At 71.1% G+C, this 16,598-nt stretch carries 16 protein-coding genes and 1 pseudogene; 15 read left to right on the top strand and 2 right to left on the bottom strand.

The window, feature by feature from the left end; translation table 11 throughout:
• The first annotated feature begins 219 nt into the window (after positions 1-219).
• Both KSF81_RS09320 and KSF81_RS09315 read left to right on the top strand, forming a co-directional pair.
• A complete protein-coding gene (locus KSF81_RS09320) occupies positions 220-1,911 on the top strand; it encodes a lysine--tRNA ligase (RefSeq protein WP_217378740.1) in 1,692 nt (563 codons plus the stop codon).
• Positions 1,911-3,881, top strand: a complete 1,971-nt coding sequence (locus KSF81_RS09315) for a lysylphosphatidylglycerol synthase domain-containing protein (protein ID WP_217378739.1) — start codon at positions 1,911-1,913, stop codon at positions 3,879-3,881. Before KSF81_RS09320 ends, KSF81_RS09315 begins: the two co-directional genes overlap by 1 nt.
• Positions 3,882-3,899: 18 nt before the next feature.
• Here the strand turns inward: KSF81_RS09315 and KSF81_RS09310 are convergent, their stop codons facing one another.
• The gene (locus tag KSF81_RS09310) at positions 3,900-4,547 is read right to left on the bottom strand and encodes a helix-turn-helix transcriptional regulator (protein ID WP_217378738.1); all 648 of its coding nucleotides are present in this window, start codon (positions 4,545-4,547) and stop codon (positions 3,900-3,902) included.
• 188 nt (positions 4,548-4,735) lie between these two features.
• On the opposite strand from KSF81_RS09310, the gene KSF81_RS09305 reads away from it, so the two are divergent.
• The 13 genes and pseudogenes from KSF81_RS09305 to terL (KSF81_RS09250) all read left to right on the top strand — a co-directional run bounded on the left by KSF81_RS09305 (position 4,736) and on the right by terL (KSF81_RS09250) (position 16,273).
• On the top strand, positions 4,736-5,170 hold the full coding sequence (locus KSF81_RS09305; protein ID WP_217378737.1) for a hypothetical protein: 435 nt from the start codon (positions 4,736-4,738) through the stop codon (positions 5,168-5,170).
• A complete protein-coding gene (locus KSF81_RS09300) occupies positions 5,167-5,625 on the top strand; it encodes a hypothetical protein (RefSeq protein WP_217378736.1) in 459 nt (152 codons plus the stop codon). The genes KSF81_RS09305 and KSF81_RS09300 overlap by 4 nt, the downstream gene beginning before the upstream one ends.
• A 149-nt stretch (positions 5,626-5,774) precedes the next feature.
• Positions 5,775-6,014 carry a hypothetical protein gene (locus KSF81_RS09295; protein ID WP_217378735.1) on the top strand — a complete coding sequence of 80 codons (240 nt, stop codon included), beginning with the start codon at positions 5,775-5,777 and terminating at the stop codon, positions 6,012-6,014.
• Between the two features lie 4 nt (positions 6,015-6,018).
• Positions 6,019-7,452 (top strand): portal protein, encoded by a 1,434-nt coding sequence (locus KSF81_RS09290; RefSeq protein WP_217378734.1) that lies wholly within the window; start codon positions 6,019-6,021, stop codon positions 7,450-7,452.
• Positions 7,453-7,459: 7 nt separating this feature from the next.
• Positions 7,460-8,191, top strand: a complete 732-nt coding sequence (locus KSF81_RS09285) for a capsid assembly protein (RefSeq protein ID WP_217378733.1) — start codon at positions 7,460-7,462, stop codon at positions 8,189-8,191.
• A 179-nt stretch (positions 8,192-8,370) separates the two neighbouring features.
• Entirely contained in the window at positions 8,371-9,204 is an 834-nt protein-coding gene (locus KSF81_RS09280) for a phage capsid protein (protein ID WP_217378732.1), read from the top strand.
• Positions 9,205-9,311: 107 nt separating this feature from the next.
• Positions 9,312-9,881: a hypothetical protein gene (locus KSF81_RS09275; protein ID WP_217378731.1), complete on the top strand. Its 570-nt coding sequence runs from the start codon at positions 9,312-9,314 to the stop codon at positions 9,879-9,881.
• A 2-nt stretch (positions 9,882-9,883) separates the two neighbouring features.
• The gene (locus KSF81_RS09270) at positions 9,884-11,764 is read left to right on the top strand and encodes a hypothetical protein (protein ID WP_217378730.1); all 1,881 of its coding nucleotides are present in this window, start codon (positions 9,884-9,886) and stop codon (positions 11,762-11,764) included.
• Positions 11,764-12,204, top strand: coding sequence for a hypothetical protein (locus tag KSF81_RS09265; protein ID WP_217378729.1), 441 nt, complete (start codon positions 11,764-11,766; stop codon positions 12,202-12,204). The genes KSF81_RS09270 and KSF81_RS09265 overlap by 1 nt, the downstream gene beginning before the upstream one ends.
• Before the next feature lie 60 nt (positions 12,205-12,264).
• Positions 12,265-14,547 carry a hydrolase gene (locus KSF81_RS09260; RefSeq protein ID WP_217378728.1) on the top strand — a complete coding sequence of 761 codons (2,283 nt, stop codon included), beginning with the start codon at positions 12,265-12,267 and terminating at the stop codon, positions 14,545-14,547.
• On the top strand, positions 14,544-14,837 hold the full coding sequence (locus KSF81_RS09255) for a hypothetical protein (RefSeq protein ID WP_217381872.1): 294 nt from the start codon (positions 14,544-14,546) through the stop codon (positions 14,835-14,837). Before KSF81_RS09260 ends, KSF81_RS09255 begins: the two co-directional genes overlap by 4 nt.
• Positions 14,797-15,282, top strand: a pseudogene (gene terL, locus KSF81_RS29355) (phage terminase large subunit); the annotation flags it as partial. The gene KSF81_RS09255 and the pseudogene terL (KSF81_RS29355), both read left to right, overlap by 41 nt.
• Positions 15,283-15,349: 67 nt before the next feature.
• A complete protein-coding gene (gene terL, locus KSF81_RS09250) occupies positions 15,350-16,273 on the top strand; it encodes a phage terminase large subunit (protein WP_309139515.1) in 924 nt (307 codons plus the stop codon).
• 80 nt (positions 16,274-16,353) lie between these two features.
• On the opposite strand, the gene KSF81_RS09245 is transcribed toward terL (KSF81_RS09250), so the two are convergent.
• Positions 16,354-16,581 carry a hypothetical protein gene (locus tag KSF81_RS09245; RefSeq protein ID WP_375293317.1) on the bottom strand — a complete coding sequence of 76 codons (228 nt, stop codon included), beginning with the start codon at positions 16,579-16,581 and terminating at the stop codon, positions 16,354-16,356.
• Between the last annotated feature and the right edge of the window lie 17 nt (positions 16,582-16,598).

The following is a 16,598-nucleotide window of genomic DNA, read 5'->3' as shown; positions in this document are numbered from 1 at the left end:
GTGGCGGTTGCCGGCCACCTTCGGCATCCCGCCGGCGATGAACCGGCGGCGGTCCGGGACGCTTTGCCCCTGCAACGGGCCATGGCAGGGGCATGAGGGAATTATGGCTGGCTTCCTCCCGAGAGGACCTGGCACGGGGGTCGCATGGCCCGGCCGTGGCGCCTATAACGGCCGCCCGAGATGACCGTTCTGCAATCCGTGAGCACTCAGGCGCCGATGATGACTGCCGACCCCACCCTCCGCACCGTCAAGGCCTGGCCCTTCGAGGAGGCTGCCAAGGTGGCGGACCGCGTCGCCGCCTCCGGCAAGGGGGAGGCGCTGTTCCAGACCGGCTACGGCCCTTCCGGCCTGCCGCATATCGGCACCTTCGGGGAGGTGGCGCGCACCACCTGGGTGCGCCGGGCCTTCGGGCGGATCACCGGCCTGCCCTCCCGCCTGCTGGCCTTCAGCGACGACATGGACGGGCTGCGGAAGGTGCCCGACAACGTGCCGAACAAGGCGATGCTGGAGGGTTTCCTCGGCCGGCCGCTGACCGCCATTCCCGACCCCTTCGGCACGCATGACAGTTTCGGCGCACACAACAACGCCCGGCTGCGCGCCTTCCTGGACACATTCGGCTTCGACTACGAATTCGCCAGCAGCACCGACTACTACCGGTCCGGCCGCTTCGATGCGGCGCTGCGGCGGATGCTGGAGGTGCATGAGCAGGTGCGGGCGGTGATCCTGCCGACCCTCGGCCCGGAGCGCCGCGCCACCTATTCCCCCTTCCTGCCGATCCACCCCAGGACCGGCGTGGTGATGCAGGTGCCGATGGAGGAAACCCGGCCGGACTCCGGCACGCTGGTCTGGCGCGACCCCGAGACCGGCGAGCGTTTCGAGACACCGGTGACGGGCGGGCATTGCAAGGCGCAATGGAAGGCCGATTGGGCACTGCGCTGGTATGCGCTCGGCGTCGATTACGAGATGTCGGGCAAGGACCTGATCGACAGCGTGCGGCTCTCCGGCCAGATCTGCCGGGTGCTGGGCGGGCAGCCGCCGGTGGGCTTCACCTATGAGCTGTTCCTGGACGAGCAGGGGCAGAAGATCAGCAAGTCCAAGGGCAATGGCCTGACTATCGAGGAATGGCTGCGCTATGCGCCGCCGGAATCCCTTGCGCAATTCATGTATGGCGCGCCGCAACGGGCGAAGCGGCTGTTCTTCGACGTGATCCCGCGCGCGGTGGACGACTACCTGGCCAATCTGGAAAAGCTGCGGGCCGCACCGGAGCCCACCAACCCGGCCTGGTACATTCACGATGGTGAAGCGCCTGATGAGCCAGGAAGCCCAGCATCGTTTTCGATGCTTCTCAATCTGGTCTCTGCTGCCGGGATCGATGACCCCTTGAAGCTGTTGCAATATTTCGGAAATTACATAAAGCGGGACTTGGCAACGGGTTCAGAAAGATCAAGTGAAAGGGTTCGAAAGTTTCAGGAGTGGTCACTTAACCGCCTTGAAGCAATAACGATTAAACCAAATCGAGATCTCGATACGGGTATTGAAATAGCTCGTCCAGACAAGGCGCTTATGTTTGAGAGACTTTGCAAGCACGCAGTGGCATACTACAGCGATTTTGTTGAGCCACAGAAGCGCCACCGCGCCCCCACCGTCCTGGAACGCGCCGCGCTGGAAGACCTGCTGCATGCGCTCCGCGCCCTGCCGGCCGATGCCGATGCGGAGACGATCCAGACGCTGCTCTATGATATCGGCAAGCGGCACGCCTTCCCGAACCTGCGCGACTGGTTCGGCTGCCTCTACCAGGTGCTGCTCGGCCAGCAGGAAGGGCCGCGCTTCGGCGGCTTCGTGGCGCTCTATGGCATCCCCGGCACGATCGGGCTGATCGAGGCGGCCCTGGCGCGGGAGGCTTCCGCCTAGTGGCCGGCCGCCTGGCCTGGCTCCGCCGGAACGGACCACCGGTCTTCGGCGTCGCGCTGCTGGTGGGCGCGCTCTATGTGGTGCAGCGGGAATTCCGCGACCTGTCGGTGGCCGATATCCGCCGGGCCATGGCGGCGCTGCCGGCAACCTCGCTCTGGATCGCGGCGGGGCTCACCGTGCTCGCCTACCTGGTGCTGGCGATCTACGACAAGCTCGGCTCGATCTATGCGGGGCGGCCGGTTTCCTGGCCGAAATCCCTGTTGGCCTCCTTCTGCGGCTATTCGCTGGCGCATAACCTCGGCTTCGCCGCGGTCTCGGGCGCGGCGGTGCGCTACCGGCTCTATTCCGCCTGGGGGCTGACGCCGCTCGAGATCGCCAAGGTGGTGGGCTTCACCAGCCTGACCTTCGGGCTTGGCGGCCTGGCGCTGGGCGGGCTGGTGCTGCTGTTGGAGCCGGAGGTGGTGCCCTGGCTGGGCACGCATCTGCCGCATTGGGTCCTGCAGTCGCTGGCCATCCCCTTCTGGGGCGTGGTGATCGGCTATGTCGTGCTCAGCCGCTTCGTGCGGCATGTGCGGATCTTCAAGCACGAGATCGACCTGCCCGGGCCGCGCATGGCGGTGATGCAGACCACGCTCGCGACCGTCGATGTCGCGCTCACCGCGGCGATCTTCTACACCCTGCTGCCCGCGGCCGAGGGGCTGACCTTCCTGCGCTTCCTCGGCATCTACCTGGCGGCCTATGCGGCGGGGATCCTGGCGCATGTGCCGGGCGGCCTCGGCGTCTTCGACGGTGCCATCCTGCTCGGCCTGCAACCCTACATGCCGGCGGCGGAGGTGATCGGCGCGCTCTTCGTCTTCCGCCTGTACTACTACATCGTGCCGCTCTTCATCGCGGGCTCGCTCTTCGCCGGCTTCGAGATCGGCCAGCGCCGCGCCGTGCTGGCCCGCCTCACCGCCGTGGGCCGCGGCACGGAAACGCTGGAGGTGCCGGCCATCGCCTCGCTGGTGGCGCTGGCCGGGGCGCTGCTGATCTTCCTGGGGGCGCTGCCCACCAAGGGCACGATCCTGGAGGAATGGGCGGGGCATGCCGCCGCCATCGCCAGCCATTTCGCCGCCTCGGTGGTGGGCTCGCTCCTGCTGGTGATGGCCTTCGGGCTGCTGCGGCGCCTCTCCATCGCCTGGTGGGGGGCGCTGCTGCTGCTGGTGAACGGCGCCGTCATCGCCTGGCTGCGCGGCGAGGCCTGGTGGCTCTGGGGCGCCTTCCTGCTGCTGGCCGTGCTGCTCTCCAGCCTGCGCGCCGCCTTCTACCGCGATGCGCGGCTGATACGGGAGCCGCTTTCGGGCGAGGCGCTGGTTCCGCTGCTGGCGGTGACCGCCTGCGGCATCACCCTGGCGCTGGTGGCCTATGGCGGGCGGGTATCGGAGGAGAATTGGTGGGATGTGGTGCTCTCCCCCCTCGCCCCCGATTCGCTACGCTTCACCGTGGGGCTGACCGGCGTGCTGCTGCTGATTGCCATGGTGCAATTGCTGCGCCCGGCGCGCCTCGGCGCGGTGGAATGGAATGCCGAGACGCGGGCGCGGTTGCAGGCGCTGGGCGCGCTGGCGCCGGCCCAGGCCGATGGCGCGGTCTTCGGCGAGGCCGGGCGGGCCGGCCTCGGCTTCCTGAAGCGGGAGGGGGTGTGGCTGGCGCTCGGCGATCCGGCGGGGGAGAGGCAGGACGCCATCTCCGCCATCTGGCGCTTCCGCGACCTTTGCGAGCGGGCCGGGGTGGATGCCGCCTTCTGGCGCGTCGGGCCGAACCTGCTGCGGATCTATGCCGATATCGGCCTCACCGCCGTGCCGCTGACAGGGCCTGAGCAGACGCCGCGGTATTTCCTCGCCTGCCGGGCGGAGCGCGACCTGGAAAGGTTGCGCCCGCTGCTGCCGCCCGCCCTGCTGCGGGAGGCGGAGGCGCGGCCGCGCGCCGCCTGAACCGGCCGGCCTGCCCCCCTACTGGCTGGCCCAGACGATGCGGTGCATCCAGGTGAGTTCGGAGAGGTCGAAGCCGTAATCCGGATGCGCCGGGTTGAGGCTGCGCAGATCCACCCGCCGGGCGGATTGCCGCTTCAGCTCCTTGGCCATCACCTCGCCCTTCTGGGTGCGCACCACCACGCGGTCGCCGCGGCGGACCGGCGCGGAGGGCGAGACGATGACGATGTCGCCGTCGCGGAACACCGGCTCCATGCTCTCGCCGGAGATCTCCAGCGCATAGGCATTGGGATCGCCGACCTCCGGCACCGCGATCTCGTCCCAGCCGCCGCCGACGGGATAGCCGCCATCGTCGAAATAGCCGTCGCTGCCGGCCTGGGCGAAGCCGATCAGCGGAATCCGCCGGGAGATCGGCGTGCGGCTCGCCCGCGGCAGGGCGGGCATGCCGGTGACAAGGGCGGCGAAAGCCTCGATGCCGGTGCCGGTGGCGGAGAGCACCTTGGCCACGCTTTCCGTGGAGGGCCAGCGGGCGCGGCCATCCGCGCCGATGCGCTTGGAGGGGTTGAAGGCGGTGGCGTCGAGCCCTGCCTTGCGCGCCAGCCCGGAGGCGGAGAGGCCATGCTCAGCCGCCAGGGCATCCAGTGCGCGCCAGACATCGTCATGCCGCATGGCGCTCTCCCGGGAAGGGCGTGCCGCGCGGCGCGGGCCAGTCATCTTTTCGGCTCATGGGCATAACATCCTAGGTCTGGCCCACAAGATCAATAGGCGAATTTTCCTCGTTGCCACTTGCGCACGATACAACCTGAGGTTTATGTTCTCTAAATGTTCTCATCCTCTGAAGAGCAGGATAAACGCCCATGACAAGCGCCGCCCGCCCCGGACACGCCCCCTTCCGCGCTTCCGCCACCGCCGCCGAGCCCTTCGCCAGCGCCGACGAGGCCTGGTTCTGGACCATGGCCGCGCTGATGGCCCGGCGCGACGGCGCGCGCATCGTCTCCGGCGCCGGCAAGGCGGCGCGCCCCTGCGAGCCGGATGATGTCATCAAATGCCTCGACCGGCTCTACCGCCAGCGCCGCATCGACCTCCAGCACGCCCGCATCCTGCGGATCTGGGGTGAGCGGCAGCAGGCGCCCGATCCGCGGGCGCCGATGGAGCGGGGCGACTGGCGGCTGTGGCGGGAGGCGATGGCGCGGCTCGACTGGCCGCTGCGGGTCAAGGGAATCCTCGCCGGCAATGCGCTGAAACCGGCCGCGGAGGCGGAAATCCTGCCCTTCCCGGGCAGCCTGGCATGACCTCCCCCGCTCGTCCCGCGCATCGCCGTGCCGTGGCCGCGGCGGCGCAGCAGGCTTTCATCGTCTTCGGCGGCCAGGCGGACCAGCCCTGGCTGCGGCTGCTCCGCCCCGGCTTCCGGCATTGCTTCGCGGCCCTCGCCGATGCGGCCGGCTGGACCGTGCTGGACCCGCTTTCGGGCCACCTGGTGGTGGCGCGACTCGACCTGCCGGAGGGTTTCGACCTGCCGAGCTTCTACCGCCGTGCCGGCCTCGTGGTGCTGGGCCCGTTCCAGCCCGGCGGGCCCCGCCGCCGGCTGTTGCCGCCCCTCGCACCCCTCACCTGCGTCTCCCTGTGCCGGGCCGTGCTGGGCGCGCGGGCGCCCTTCGCGCTGACGCCCTTCGGCCTGTTCCGGGCGCTGCGAAATCGTACCGATACTAGGAAAAATATCTTGACTATGCCGCGGCATTCGATCTAGAAAGCTCCTGCCAACGGGCGATCTGCGCCCACTGGCTTCCTCCCTCCCTGTTCCAACCTGCGCGGGCCTGGTCCTCCTCACCGAGGGCCGGGCCCGCGGCTTTTTCGGGCCATGGATCGGGGGCTTCCGCCACAGAAGAGGTGACGCGCATGGGTGGCCTGTTCAGCGCCCCGAAGCCGACCATCGTCGAAGCGCCAAAGCCCGAACCGGCACCGCCCGCCGCGGCCCCGGCCGTCGCCGCCGCTGCCGCCGAGCAGGCCGGCCAGGAGGCCCGCCAGGAATCCCGCTCCCGCGCCGCCCGTGGCCTGGCCGGGACCATCGCCACCTCCCCCCGCGGGGTGCTGGAGGCGCTGCCCATGACCGGGCGCAAATCCCTGCTGGGGGAATAGACCGGTGCAACCCACGGACATCCTCGCCCGCCACGCCCGCGCGCTGGAGCGGCGCCGGCCGCTCGAACCCGTCTGGCAGTCCTGCTACGACCATGCCCTGCCGCCCCCCGCCGGCGGCCCGGCGCTGTTCGACGCCACCGCGGCGGATGCGGCGGAACAGCTTGCCGCCTCGCTGCTCGCCGAACTCACCCCGCCCTGGTCGCGCTGGTTCGGCCTGACCCCGGCCCGGCCGGTGGCGGACACGCCGCAGGGCCGTGCCACGGCCGAGGCGCTGGCCGATGCGGCCACCACGCTGCAAGGGCATTTCGACCGCTCCAACTTCGCGATCGAGATGCACCAGGCCTTCCTCGACCTGGTGGTGGCCGGCACCGGCCTGCTGCTGGTGGAGGAGGCGCCGCTCGGCGAGGCATCCGCCTTCCGCTTCACCGCCGTGCCGCTGCGCAGCGCGGTGCTGGAGGAAGGCGTCTCCGGCCGACTCGACACCGTCTTCCGCCAGGCCCGGCTCACCGCGGCGGAGATCCGCCGCCGCCACCTTGGCGCGGAACTGCCGCCCGAGCTGCTCCGCGCCGCCGCCGCCGATGACCCGGCGCTGCATCCGGTGCTGGAGGCGATCTGGCCGGAGCGCAACGGCCTTCGCTACGCCGCGCTGCTGACCAGCGAGCCCGACCGCCCGGTGGTGCTGGCCGAGGGGCGTTTCGCCGAAAGCCCCTGCATCGCCTTCCGCTGGCTGAAGGCGCCGGGCGAGACTTATGGCCGCGGCCCGGTAATGAAGGCGCTGCCCGATATCCGTACCGCGAATGCCGTGGTGGAGATGGTGCTGAAGAACGCCTCCATCGCCGTCACCGGCATCTGGCAGGCGGAGGATGACGGGGTGCTGAACCCGGCCACCGTGAAGCTGGTGCCGGGCAGCATCATCCCCAAGGCGCCGGGCAGCGCCGGCCTCACGCCGCTCGCCGCGCCGGGGAATTTCGACATCTCGCAACTGGTGCTGCAGGACCTGCGGAGCCGCATCCGGGCCGCGATGCTGGCCGACCGCCTGGGTCCGCAGCAGGACGCGAAGATGACCGCGACCGAGGTGCTGGAACGCGCCGCGCAGACCTCGCGGCTGCTCGGCGCCACCTATGGCCGCTTGCAGGCCGAGTTGCTGACGCCGCTGGTGACGCGCTGCCTCGCCATCTTGCGCCGGCGCGGCGAGGTGCCGCCGCTGCTGCTCGATGGGCGGGAGGTGGTGCTGCGCTACGAAAGCCCGCTGGCCCGCGTGCAGGGCCGCGCGGATGCGGCGAATACGCTGCTGTTCCTGCAGGCCGTCGGCAAGATCGGCGGCGATGCGGCGGCGCAGGTCGATGCCGCCGCCGCGACGCGCTGGCTGGCCCGCACCCTCGGCGCGCCGGCCGAGGTGCTGGTCCCCGCCACCCCACCCCTTCCCAACCGGGAGTGAACCCCGCATGCCCGAAGACCTGCTGCAAGCCCCGCCCGCCGATGCGCCCAAGCCGGGGGCGCGCCCCGCCGATGTGCCGGAGAAGTTCTGGGATGCCGAGACCGGCACCCTGCGTGCCGAGGCGCTGCTGAAATCCTACCGCGAGCTGGAGCGCCGCCTGTCGCAGCGCGCCGCGCCCCCGGGCAGCGACGCACCGGCTGAGGACCTGCTGCGCTTCCGCCAGGCCATGGGCATTCCCGAGACGCCGGATGCCTATAGCATCACCCCGCCGCACGAGCTCTGCTGCGCCGATGCGGAGGTGAATGGCCGGCTGCACCAGGCGCATTTCAGCAATGCCCAGGCGCAACTGGTCTATGACCTGGCGGCCGAGCGCCTGCTGCCGCTGATCGCCGAGGCGGCGGCGGAATTCGAGGCCGACCGGCAGCGCGAGAAGCTCGCCGCGCATTTCGGCGGCGAGGAGCGCTTCCGCCAGGTGGCGGCGCAGCTTTCCGCCTGGGGCCGCAGCCACCTTCCGCCACCGGTCTATGAGGCGCTGTCGAGCACCGCCGAGGGCGTCATGGCCCTGGAGCGGATGATGCAGAAGGGCGAGCCGGGCCTGGCCCGCGAGGCCGCCCCGCCCACGGCGGAAAGCGAGGGCGAGTTGCGCGCCATGATGCGCGACCCGCGCTACTGGCGCTCGCGCGAGCCGGAATTCGTCCGCCGCGTCACCGATGGCTTCCGCCGGCTGGTGGGCAGCTAGCCGGCGATCGCGGCGGGGCTTGAGCCCGCGGTCCCGGACCGCGCACTCGCCCCCGCCCCTGCCCTTTCCGGCCGCGACCAACCCCGCATGGGGCCGCGGCCGCTTCGGCGCCCGGGCGGCCCGCTGCCGCGGCCAACCGCCCGCGCGCCTTCAACCCCGCAATGCCCAGGAGCCCACCCATGTCCGCTTCGATCGACCAGGCCTTCATCAAGCAGTACCAGGCCGAGGTTCAGGAAGCCTATCAGCGCCAGGGCAGCAAGCTGCGCCCCACCGTGCGCTCCAAGACCGAGGTGCGCGGCGCCTCCACCATCTTCCAGAAGGTGGGCCGCGGCACCGCCGCCGCGAAGGCCCGCAACGGCGTGGTGCCGGTGATGAACCTCGACCACTCCAATGTCGAGTGCTTCCTCCAGGACTACTACGCCGGCGACTGGGTGGACCGGATGGACGAGCTCAAGACCAACATGGACGAGCGCCAGGTGGCGGCGAATGCCGGCGCCTATGCGCTGGGCCGCAAGACCGACGAGCTCATCATCGCCGCCTTCGACAGCGCCACCGCCGAGGCGGTCGGCACCGCCACCGGCCAGACCGACAATGACGGGCTGACCCGCGCCAAGGTGCTGCTGGCCTTCGAGATGCTGGGCGAGGCGGATGTGCCCGATGACGGCCAGCGCTACGCGGTGGTGGGCTGGAAGCAGTGGTCGGAGCTGCTGCAGATCCAGGAATTCGCCAATGCCCAGTATGTCGGCAATGACGAGCTGCCCTGGAAGGGCACCCAGGCGAAGCGCTGGCTCGGCGCCCTCTGGGTGCCGCATAGCGGCCTGACGAAGAACGCCACGCTGCGCTACTGCTACTTCTACCACAAGACGGCGATCGGCCATGCCGCGGCGGCCGAGATCACCACCGATGTCACCTGGCACGGCGACCGCGCTGCGCATTTCGTCAATACCATGATGAGCCAGGGCGCGGTGCTGGTGGACGGCACGGGCGTCGTGCGGATGCGCGCGAAAGAATAACCGCGGATGCGCGCGAAGGAGTAGCGCGCCCCCAATCCCGGCCTCTCCTGCTTGCGGAGAGGCCGGGACTCTCCTCGCACCAAAACCCCCCTGCACCGGAGTCCCCGATGGCCCTCTCCGCCCTCGCGCTCTGCTCGCGCGCGCTGCTGAAGATCGGCGCGCAGCCCATTGCCTCGCTCGACGAGGGCACGGCCGAAGCGGAAGTCGCCGCCAACCTCTACCCCGCGGTGCGGGATGCGCTGCTCTCCCTCCATCCCTGGAGCTTCGCCACGGCCCAGGCCAGCCTGCCGCGCCTGGCCGCCAGGCCCGCCGCCGATTTCGCCAATGCCTTCCAACTGCCGGCCGGCTTCCTGCGCGCGCTCTCGGCCGGCAGCCCCGGCGCCGGGCGCGGCCTCAGCTACCGGCTGCTGGAGGACCGGCTGCACTGCAATGCGGAGGAGGTCACGCTCTCCTACGTGTTCCGGCCGGAGGAAAGCGCCTTCCCGCCCTTCTTCGCGGCCGCGCTCGCCACCCGCCTGGCCGCGGAATTCTGCATCCCGCTCACCGAGAATACCAGCCGCACGCAGATGCTCTACGGCCTGGCGGAGAGCGAGCTGCGCGCCGCCCGCCTGGCCGACAGCCAGCAGGCGACGCCGCGCGCGATCGAGGATTTCCCGCTGCTCGCGGCAAGGCGCTAGGCATGGCCCAGTCCCGCACGCTGAAGACCAGCTTCACCGCCGGCGAGGTCGCGCCCGAATTGCTGGGCCGGCCCGACCTCCGCGCCTGGGCCAATGGCGCGCGGCTGCTGCGCAACGTCTTCATCCAGCCGACCGGTGGCGTCACCCGCCGCCCCGGCCTGCGCCATATCGTGCCCCTGCCCGGCCCGGCCCGCCTCATCGCCTTCGAGTTCAATACCGAGCAGAGCTACCTGCTGGTCCTGACCGAAGGCAGGATGCAGATCTTCATCGGCGACACGCAGGTGGCGGAGGCCCCCGGCCCCTGGAGCACGGCGATGCTGCCGCAGATCGCCTTCACCCAGAGCGCGGATACCCTGCTGCTCTGCCATCCGGACATGGTGCCGCAGAAGGTCACCCGCACGGGCCATGCCAATTGGACCGTGCTGCCCTGGGTCTTCCTGCGCGAGCCCTTCTACCGCTTCGCCGGCGCTGCGGTGGCGCTGGAGCCGAGCGGGGTCGCCGGCGAGATCGACCTCAGCGCCTCCGACCTGTTCTTCCAGGCCGGCCATGTCGGTGCGCGCTTCCGCATCGGCGGCAGGCGGGTGCGGGTCACGGCGGTGCATTCCGCGGTCCATGCCACCGCCAGCGTCGAGGAAACCCTGGCCGGCACCAACCTCACCACGGATTGGGACGAAGCCGCCTTCTCCGCGGCCCGCGGCTGGCCGGTCTGCGTCTGCTTCCACCAGGACAGGCTGGTCATCGGCGGCTCCCGCGACCTGCCGAACCGGCTCTGGCTCTCGCAATCCGGCGACCTGTTCAACTTCGATACCGGCACCGGCCTCGATGACCAGGGGATCGAATTCGGGCTGGTCTCGGACCAGGTGAACGCCATCCGCGGCGTCTTCTCCGGCCAGCATTTGCAGGTCTTCACCTCGGGCGCCGAATGGATGGTCACCGGCACGCCGCTGACCCCCTCCAGCATCCAGCTCAACCGGCAGACCCGGGTGGGCTCGCTGGTCGGGCGCATGCTGCCGCCGGTGGATGTGGACGGCTCCACCATCTTCGCCGCGCGCAGCGGGCGCGGCATCTTCGAATTCACCTATACCGACCTGCAGCAGCTCTACCAGGCGAACGACCTGGCGCTGGCGGCGCAGCACCTGGTCCGCGAGCCGGTGGCCATGTGCTACGACCAGACGCGGCGCCTGCTGCATGTGGCGATGGCGGATGGCACGCTCGCCACCCTCACCCTCTATCGCGCCGAGCAGGTCACCGCCTGGACCCGGCAGGAGACGGCGGGCGCCATCCGCGCGCTGGCCGAGATCGAGGGCACCGTCTGGGCCACGGTGGAGCGTGGCGGCACCACCCGCCTCGAACGCTTCGACGATGCCCTGGCGCTCGATGCCGCCCTGACCGGCAGCGCCGCCGTGCCGCAGGACCGCTGGACCGGCCTTGGCCATCTGGAGGGCAGCAGCGTCGGCGTGCTGGCGAATGGCGCGCCGCGCGGCAGCGCCACGGTCGCGGGCGGCGCGGTCACGGTCGATCCGCCGGCCGGCAGCGTACAGGTCGGGCTCGCCTTCCGGCATGTGGTGGAGCCGCTGCCGCCGGATCTCGCCACCGCGCTCGGCGTCCGCGCGGCGCCGCTCAGGCTGGTCTCCGTCACCTTCCGGGTGCTGGAGACGGCGGCGCTTGCCGTGGATCTCGGCCGCGGTCCGGCGCCGGTGCCGTTCCGCCGGCTGGACACGCCGCTGCTGGACGCGCCGCCGCCGCGCTTCACCGGGGATGTGCGGCTGCGCGCGCTGGGCTGGCAGCGCGATGCGCTGCGGCCGCTCTGGCGGATCGAGGACGATACGCCGCTGCCGATGACCCTGCTTTCCGTCACCACCGAGACGAGGATCACAGACTGATGGGCGCTCTTGCCTCGATCGCAACCATCGTCGGCGCGGGTGCCACGCTCTATGGCAGCGTGCGCCAGGCGCAGACCTCCCAGGCGATGAGTCGCGCCCAGGCGCAGCAGACGCAGCAGCAGGAGGTGGCGCGGCAACAGGCGCTGACCGCGCAGCAGCAGCAGGAGGCGGCGGCGCGGGGCCAGAGCCTGGCCCGCACCCTGGCCGCCACCCGCGCGCGCCTCGCCGCCAATGGGCTGGTGCCGGATGAGGGCTCCGCCGGCGCCGTCACCGCTGGGCTGCGGCAGGATGCCGCGGCCCAGCAGGGCGCCGACGACGCCACCTTCCGCAGCCGGCTCGCCCAGGGCCGCGCCAGCCTGCTGAACCCGGATGGCACGCTGACCGCGCTGCTGCAATCCGGCCGCAGCCTCGGCGCCGCGGCGCGCAACCTGCTCGACTGAAGCGCCTGGCGGGCCGCCAGGCACAAGGGGCATGCCCCCTCCATATCCCGGAGTCCCAGCATGGACGAGCATATCAGAATCGGTGACGTCGCGCCGCGGGTGCAATACCTGGCCGATGGCATCCGCACCGGCTTCACCTATCCCTTCCCGATCTTCACCGCGGCCGATCTCGAAGTGCGGCTCGACGACCTGCTGCAGCCTGGCGGCTTCACCGTCCTGGGTGCCGGCCATTCCGAGGGCGGCAGCGTCACCTTCATCGCGCCGCCGCCGGCCCGCACCCGGGTCACGCTGCGGCGGAACCTGGTGGTGGCACGCAACAGCGACTTCCAGGAGAACGGCGTGCTGCGTGCCCGCACCCTGAACGACGAGCTGGACTACCAGGTGGCCGCCCTGCAGGAGGTGAAGGAGGAGATCGGTAGCGCGCTCCGGCTCGACCCCTCCGAGGTCGGCAGCATCACCACCCTGCCGGTGCGCGCCGCCCGTTCCAACAAGGTGCTGGGCTTCGACAGCGCCGGTGGCGTCACCGTCTTCAACCGGGATGCCGGGCTGCTCTCGCTGCCCTTTGCCGGCGCGGTGCCGCGCACCGTGGAGGACAAGCTGGCGGAGCGCCTCTCCTCCCGCGATTTCGGCGCCATGGGCGATGGCGTCACGGATGACGGCCCGGCGCTCCAGGCCGCCATGAATGCCGCCGCCGCCAGCGGCAAGCACCTGGAGATCACCGAGGGCAGCTTCCGCACCACCATGCCGCTGACGTTGCCCGGCGCGGCGGCGGGGCTCACCATGCGCGGCGCCATCCTCTATGCCGGGCCGGGCGGCCGCACGGCGCTGACGCTCGGCGATGGCGGCACGGTGCGCAACGCGGCCAAGCTCTACCAGGGCCTGCGCGTGCTGCGCGCCAGCATCTCGGACTGGCTGGACGAGAACGACATCGGCATCGTGGCGCGCAACCTCGATGCCAGCCTGGTCGAGCTGCGCCAGGTCGAGGGCTTCACCATCGGGCTGCGCACCCTGGGCGACGGGCGCGGCTTCGAGGACACGACGCTGATCCTCGGCCGTATCGTGAACAACGGCATCGGCCTCGATATCCGCACCGCCTCCGCCGGCGCCTGGAACACCTCGGTCCGCTACTATGGCGGGCATTTCGCCATCGGCAGCACGGTCAATCCCGGCAAGGACCGCTACGGCGTGCGGCTCTCGGCCGCGCCGGGCGCCTATGTCGCGCATAACCGGCACCTGTTCCACGGGCCGGGCTTCGAATTGCAGGCGCGCGACAAGCCCATCACCGGCATCCCCTTCCTGTCGGAGGTGAGCAGCCGCGCCGTGGTGGCGAACGGCATCCGCATGGAGGGCTGCTCGCCCTTCGTCGCGCGGCATACCGGCGGTGCGCAGGACCATGTCTATGAGGTGGCCTGGGCGAGCCAGGGCTACGGCATCGGCATCGACTACACGCCGAGCGCCACGCGCGTCGGCTCCGTGGTGCGGGCGCTGCACCAGGCGGCGGGCCACCGGGAGGCGGTGCGGGAACTCATCTCCGTTCCCAATATCCGCGCCGCCGCCTTCCGGCAGAGCAATACCGAGCTGGGATTCGAGCGCCTCGCCTGCCTCTCCACCAATGTCTCCGGCGCGCCGACGCATCTGCCGCATTTCACCTTCGCGGGGCTCGACCAGTATGTGCTGAGCGATCGCGGGCTGCTTCTCACCGGCGGCCGCGGCATCGGCTTCGTGGTGGATGCGCGGGCCTGCAAGGAATTCGCGCTGGCGGTGGATGCGGACAATCCGCGCCTCATCGTGCAGTGCTTCGATGCCTCGATGGCGCTGCTGACCGAAGCCTCAGGCCCCATGGTCCGCGCCTCCGGCATGTCCATGCAGTGGGCCGAGACGCCGCGCTGGTGGCAGGGCTCCGCCGACATGACGGATGCGGATCTGACCCGGTTGCAGGTGGTGCGCCTGGCCGACCAGGTGGCCTATGCCATCATCGGCCTCGCGCGCATCGGCCGGGACTACGAAGTGCGGGCGCTGCGCCTCGCCTGCGATCCGTCGCAATCGCCGGCGGTGCTCTGGGGCCTGCCGGACCTGCCCTTCGGCCTGCGGGAGATGAAGGCGGAGGCGGTGTGGGACGCGCCCTCCATCGCCGCCGGCGGCTCGGCGCAGGTCAATGTGCCGCTGCCGGGCGCGCGGCCGGGGGATTTCGTGCAGGCCTCCTTCAGCCTCGCCACCTCGGGCGTCGTGTTCCTGGCGCAGGTCGGGGCTACGGATGCCGTCACCGTCACCGCCTGGAACCGCAGCGGCGCCGCCGTGGACCTCAACCCGGGCACCGTGCGCGTGCGGCTGGTGAAGTCGTGAGGGCGCGGCGGAACGCGCCCCTCGATGCCGATCTCACGGAAGCGGCGCAACTCGTGCTGGAGGAATACCGGTCCTTCCTCCAGGGCGACACGGAGGAGGATGCCAAGGCCTTCGGTGCCCGGCACGCCGCGGCCCGCGCCGCGCTCGCGCATCTGGAGCATGTGCTGAAGCTGGCGCGCGATTCGGGCGAGGCGAAGCCCGTCGAAATCGACATGGCCGCCTGGCGCGAAAGGATGCCCTCGCTGGCGAATGAGGAGACCCCATCCGATGACGACGGCGCCGCAGGCTGACTTCGTCGAATTCGCCTGGATCTGGAACGCGGCGCAGAACCAGGCGACACCGGCGGTGCACCGGCGCATCGCCCGCTGGCTGCAATTGCGGCGGCAGGCGGGCGACCGCCGCCTGCTGCTGATGGCCTTCCGCGGCTGCGGCAAATCCACCATGGTCGGGCTGTTCTGCGCCTGGTGGCTGCTCTGTGACCCGGATGCGCGCATTCTGGTGCTGGCCGCCGACCAGCCGCTGGCCACGAAGATGGTGGCGACGGTGCGGCGCATCCTGGAACGCCACCCGCTCTGCCGCCACCTGCTGCCGGAGGCGCCGGGGTCCTGGGCGATGGACCGCTTCACCGTGGCGCGCCAGGCGGTGCTGCGCGATCCCTCCATGCTGGCGCAGGGGCTCGGCGGCAACATCACCGGGGCGCGGGCCGAGCTGATCATCTGCGACGATGTCGAGGTGGCCGGCAATTGCGACACGCCGGACAAGCGCGCCGAGCTGCGCTCGCGGCTGGCGGAGACGGGAATTCGTGCTCACCCCCGGCGGCAGCATCCTCTATGTCGGCACGCCGCATTGTGCGGAGACGCTTTACCTGCCGCCCGGCAGCGCCGATGCCTGGCTGACGGGCTACCGCCGCCTCAGCATCCCGCTGCTCGGCGCCGATGGCGGCAGCGCCTGGCCGGAACGCTTCGCGCTGGCGGAGATCGAGGCGCTGCGGAGCCGCGTCGGGCCGCTGCGCTTCGCCCGGCAGATGCTGCTGCAATCGGTGGCGGAGGCGGCGGCGCGGCTCGATCCCGCGCTGCTGGTGCGCTACGCGGAGGAGCCGGATTACCGCGAGGCCGGCGGCCGCGCGCATCTCTCGCTGCTCGGCCGCCGGCTGCTTTCCGGCGGCGGCTTCTGGGACCCGGCCTATGGCCGCCCTGGCAGCGGCGACGCCTCGGTGCTGGCCGCCACCTATGCGGATGGCGAGGGCAACCACTTCCTGCACCGCCTGGCCTGGCTGACCCATGACCCGGACAGCCCGATCGATCCCGCCACGCAGCAATGCAAGGCGGTGGCGGCGCTGGCGCGGGAGCTGCTGCTGCCGGTGGTGCGGGTGGAGACCAATGGGCTCGGCCGCTTCCTGCCGGCGCTGCTCCGGCGGGAGATGGCACGGGCCGGCGCGCCCTGCGCGGTGTTGGAGCACAACAGCCACCGCGGCAAGTCGGAACGCATCCTGGCGGCGCTGGAACCGGCGCTGGCGGCGCGCCGGCTGCACGCGCATGAGGCCGTCTTCCGCACGCCCTTCCCGGCGGAGATGGCGGCCTGGCGGCCGGAGGCGCGCGGCGCCCGCGACGATGCGCTGGACGCCCTGGCCGGCTGCCTGCTGGCCGAGCCGGTGCGGCTGCCGCTGGTGCCCGCGGCACCGCGGGTGGCGGGCTGGCGGGCCGGCTACAGCGGCGTGCCGAATTGATGGTTCGGCACGCCGCTGTAGCCCGTTGTTTGTAGAGCAGATTCACGCCTCCGGGCGGTTCCAACCTGCGGCGATCTGCTCTAACCCGCCTTCCGCAGGATCTCCCGTGCATGGCGGGTGCCGCCCTCGGCCGTGATCTCGAAGCGGCCGTCCGGGCGCTGCCGCGCCAGGCCCATGCCCTGCAGCCTTCGCAGGCAGGGTTCGTCCTTCAGCCCATCGGGCCGTCCGCCCGCGCCCACCAGCGTCAGCCGGTGCAGCGCCGAGCGGCAGCAGGTCTCGAGATAGGGCTCCTGCCACATCATCCGCATCACTCGTCTTCCGGTGC

This window comes from Siccirubricoccus sp. G192 (assembly GCF_019084075.1).
In the GTDB taxonomy this organism is placed as follows: domain Bacteria; phylum Pseudomonadota; class Alphaproteobacteria; order Acetobacterales; family Acetobacteraceae; genus G192.
The sequence above is the reverse complement of the archived record's forward strand: the minus strand, read 5'-3'. Positions and strand labels throughout refer to the sequence as shown.

What these genes read in the sequence shown, in the direction of transcription:
- KSF81_RS09260 (WP_217378728.1), top strand. Translation starts at nt 12,265, where the DNA reads ATGGACGAGCATATCAGAATCGGTGACGTCGCGCCGCGGGTGCAATAC.
- KSF81_RS09285 (WP_217378733.1), top strand. Translation starts at nt 7,460, where the DNA reads ATGCCCGAAGACCTGCTGCAAGCCCCGCCCGCCGATGCGCCCAAGCCG.
- KSF81_RS09275 (WP_217378731.1), top strand. Translation starts at nt 9,312, where the DNA reads ATGGCCCTCTCCGCCCTCGCGCTCTGCTCGCGCGCGCTGCTGAAGATC.
- KSF81_RS09300 (WP_217378736.1), top strand. Translation starts at nt 5,167, where the DNA reads ATGACCTCCCCCGCTCGTCCCGCGCATCGCCGTGCCGTGGCCGCGGCG.
- KSF81_RS09305 (WP_217378737.1), top strand. Translation starts at nt 4,736, where the DNA reads ATGACAAGCGCCGCCCGCCCCGGACACGCCCCCTTCCGCGCTTCCGCC.
- KSF81_RS09310 (WP_217378738.1), bottom strand. Translation starts at nt 4,547, where the DNA reads ATGCGGCATGACGATGTCTGGCGCGCACTGGATGCCCTGGCGGCTGAG.
- KSF81_RS09295 (WP_217378735.1), top strand. Translation starts at nt 5,775, where the DNA reads ATGGGTGGCCTGTTCAGCGCCCCGAAGCCGACCATCGTCGAAGCGCCA.
- KSF81_RS09280 (WP_217378732.1), top strand. Translation starts at nt 8,371, where the DNA reads ATGTCCGCTTCGATCGACCAGGCCTTCATCAAGCAGTACCAGGCCGAG.
- KSF81_RS09270 (WP_217378730.1), top strand. Translation starts at nt 9,884, where the DNA reads ATGGCCCAGTCCCGCACGCTGAAGACCAGCTTCACCGCCGGCGAGGTC.
- KSF81_RS09265 (WP_217378729.1), top strand. Translation starts at nt 11,764, where the DNA reads ATGGGCGCTCTTGCCTCGATCGCAACCATCGTCGGCGCGGGTGCCACG.
- KSF81_RS09320 (WP_217378740.1), top strand. Translation starts at nt 220, where the DNA reads ATGACTGCCGACCCCACCCTCCGCACCGTCAAGGCCTGGCCCTTCGAG.
- KSF81_RS09245 (WP_375293317.1), bottom strand. Translation starts at nt 16,581, where the DNA reads ATGCGGATGATGTGGCAGGAGCCCTATCTCGAGACCTGCTGCCGCTCG.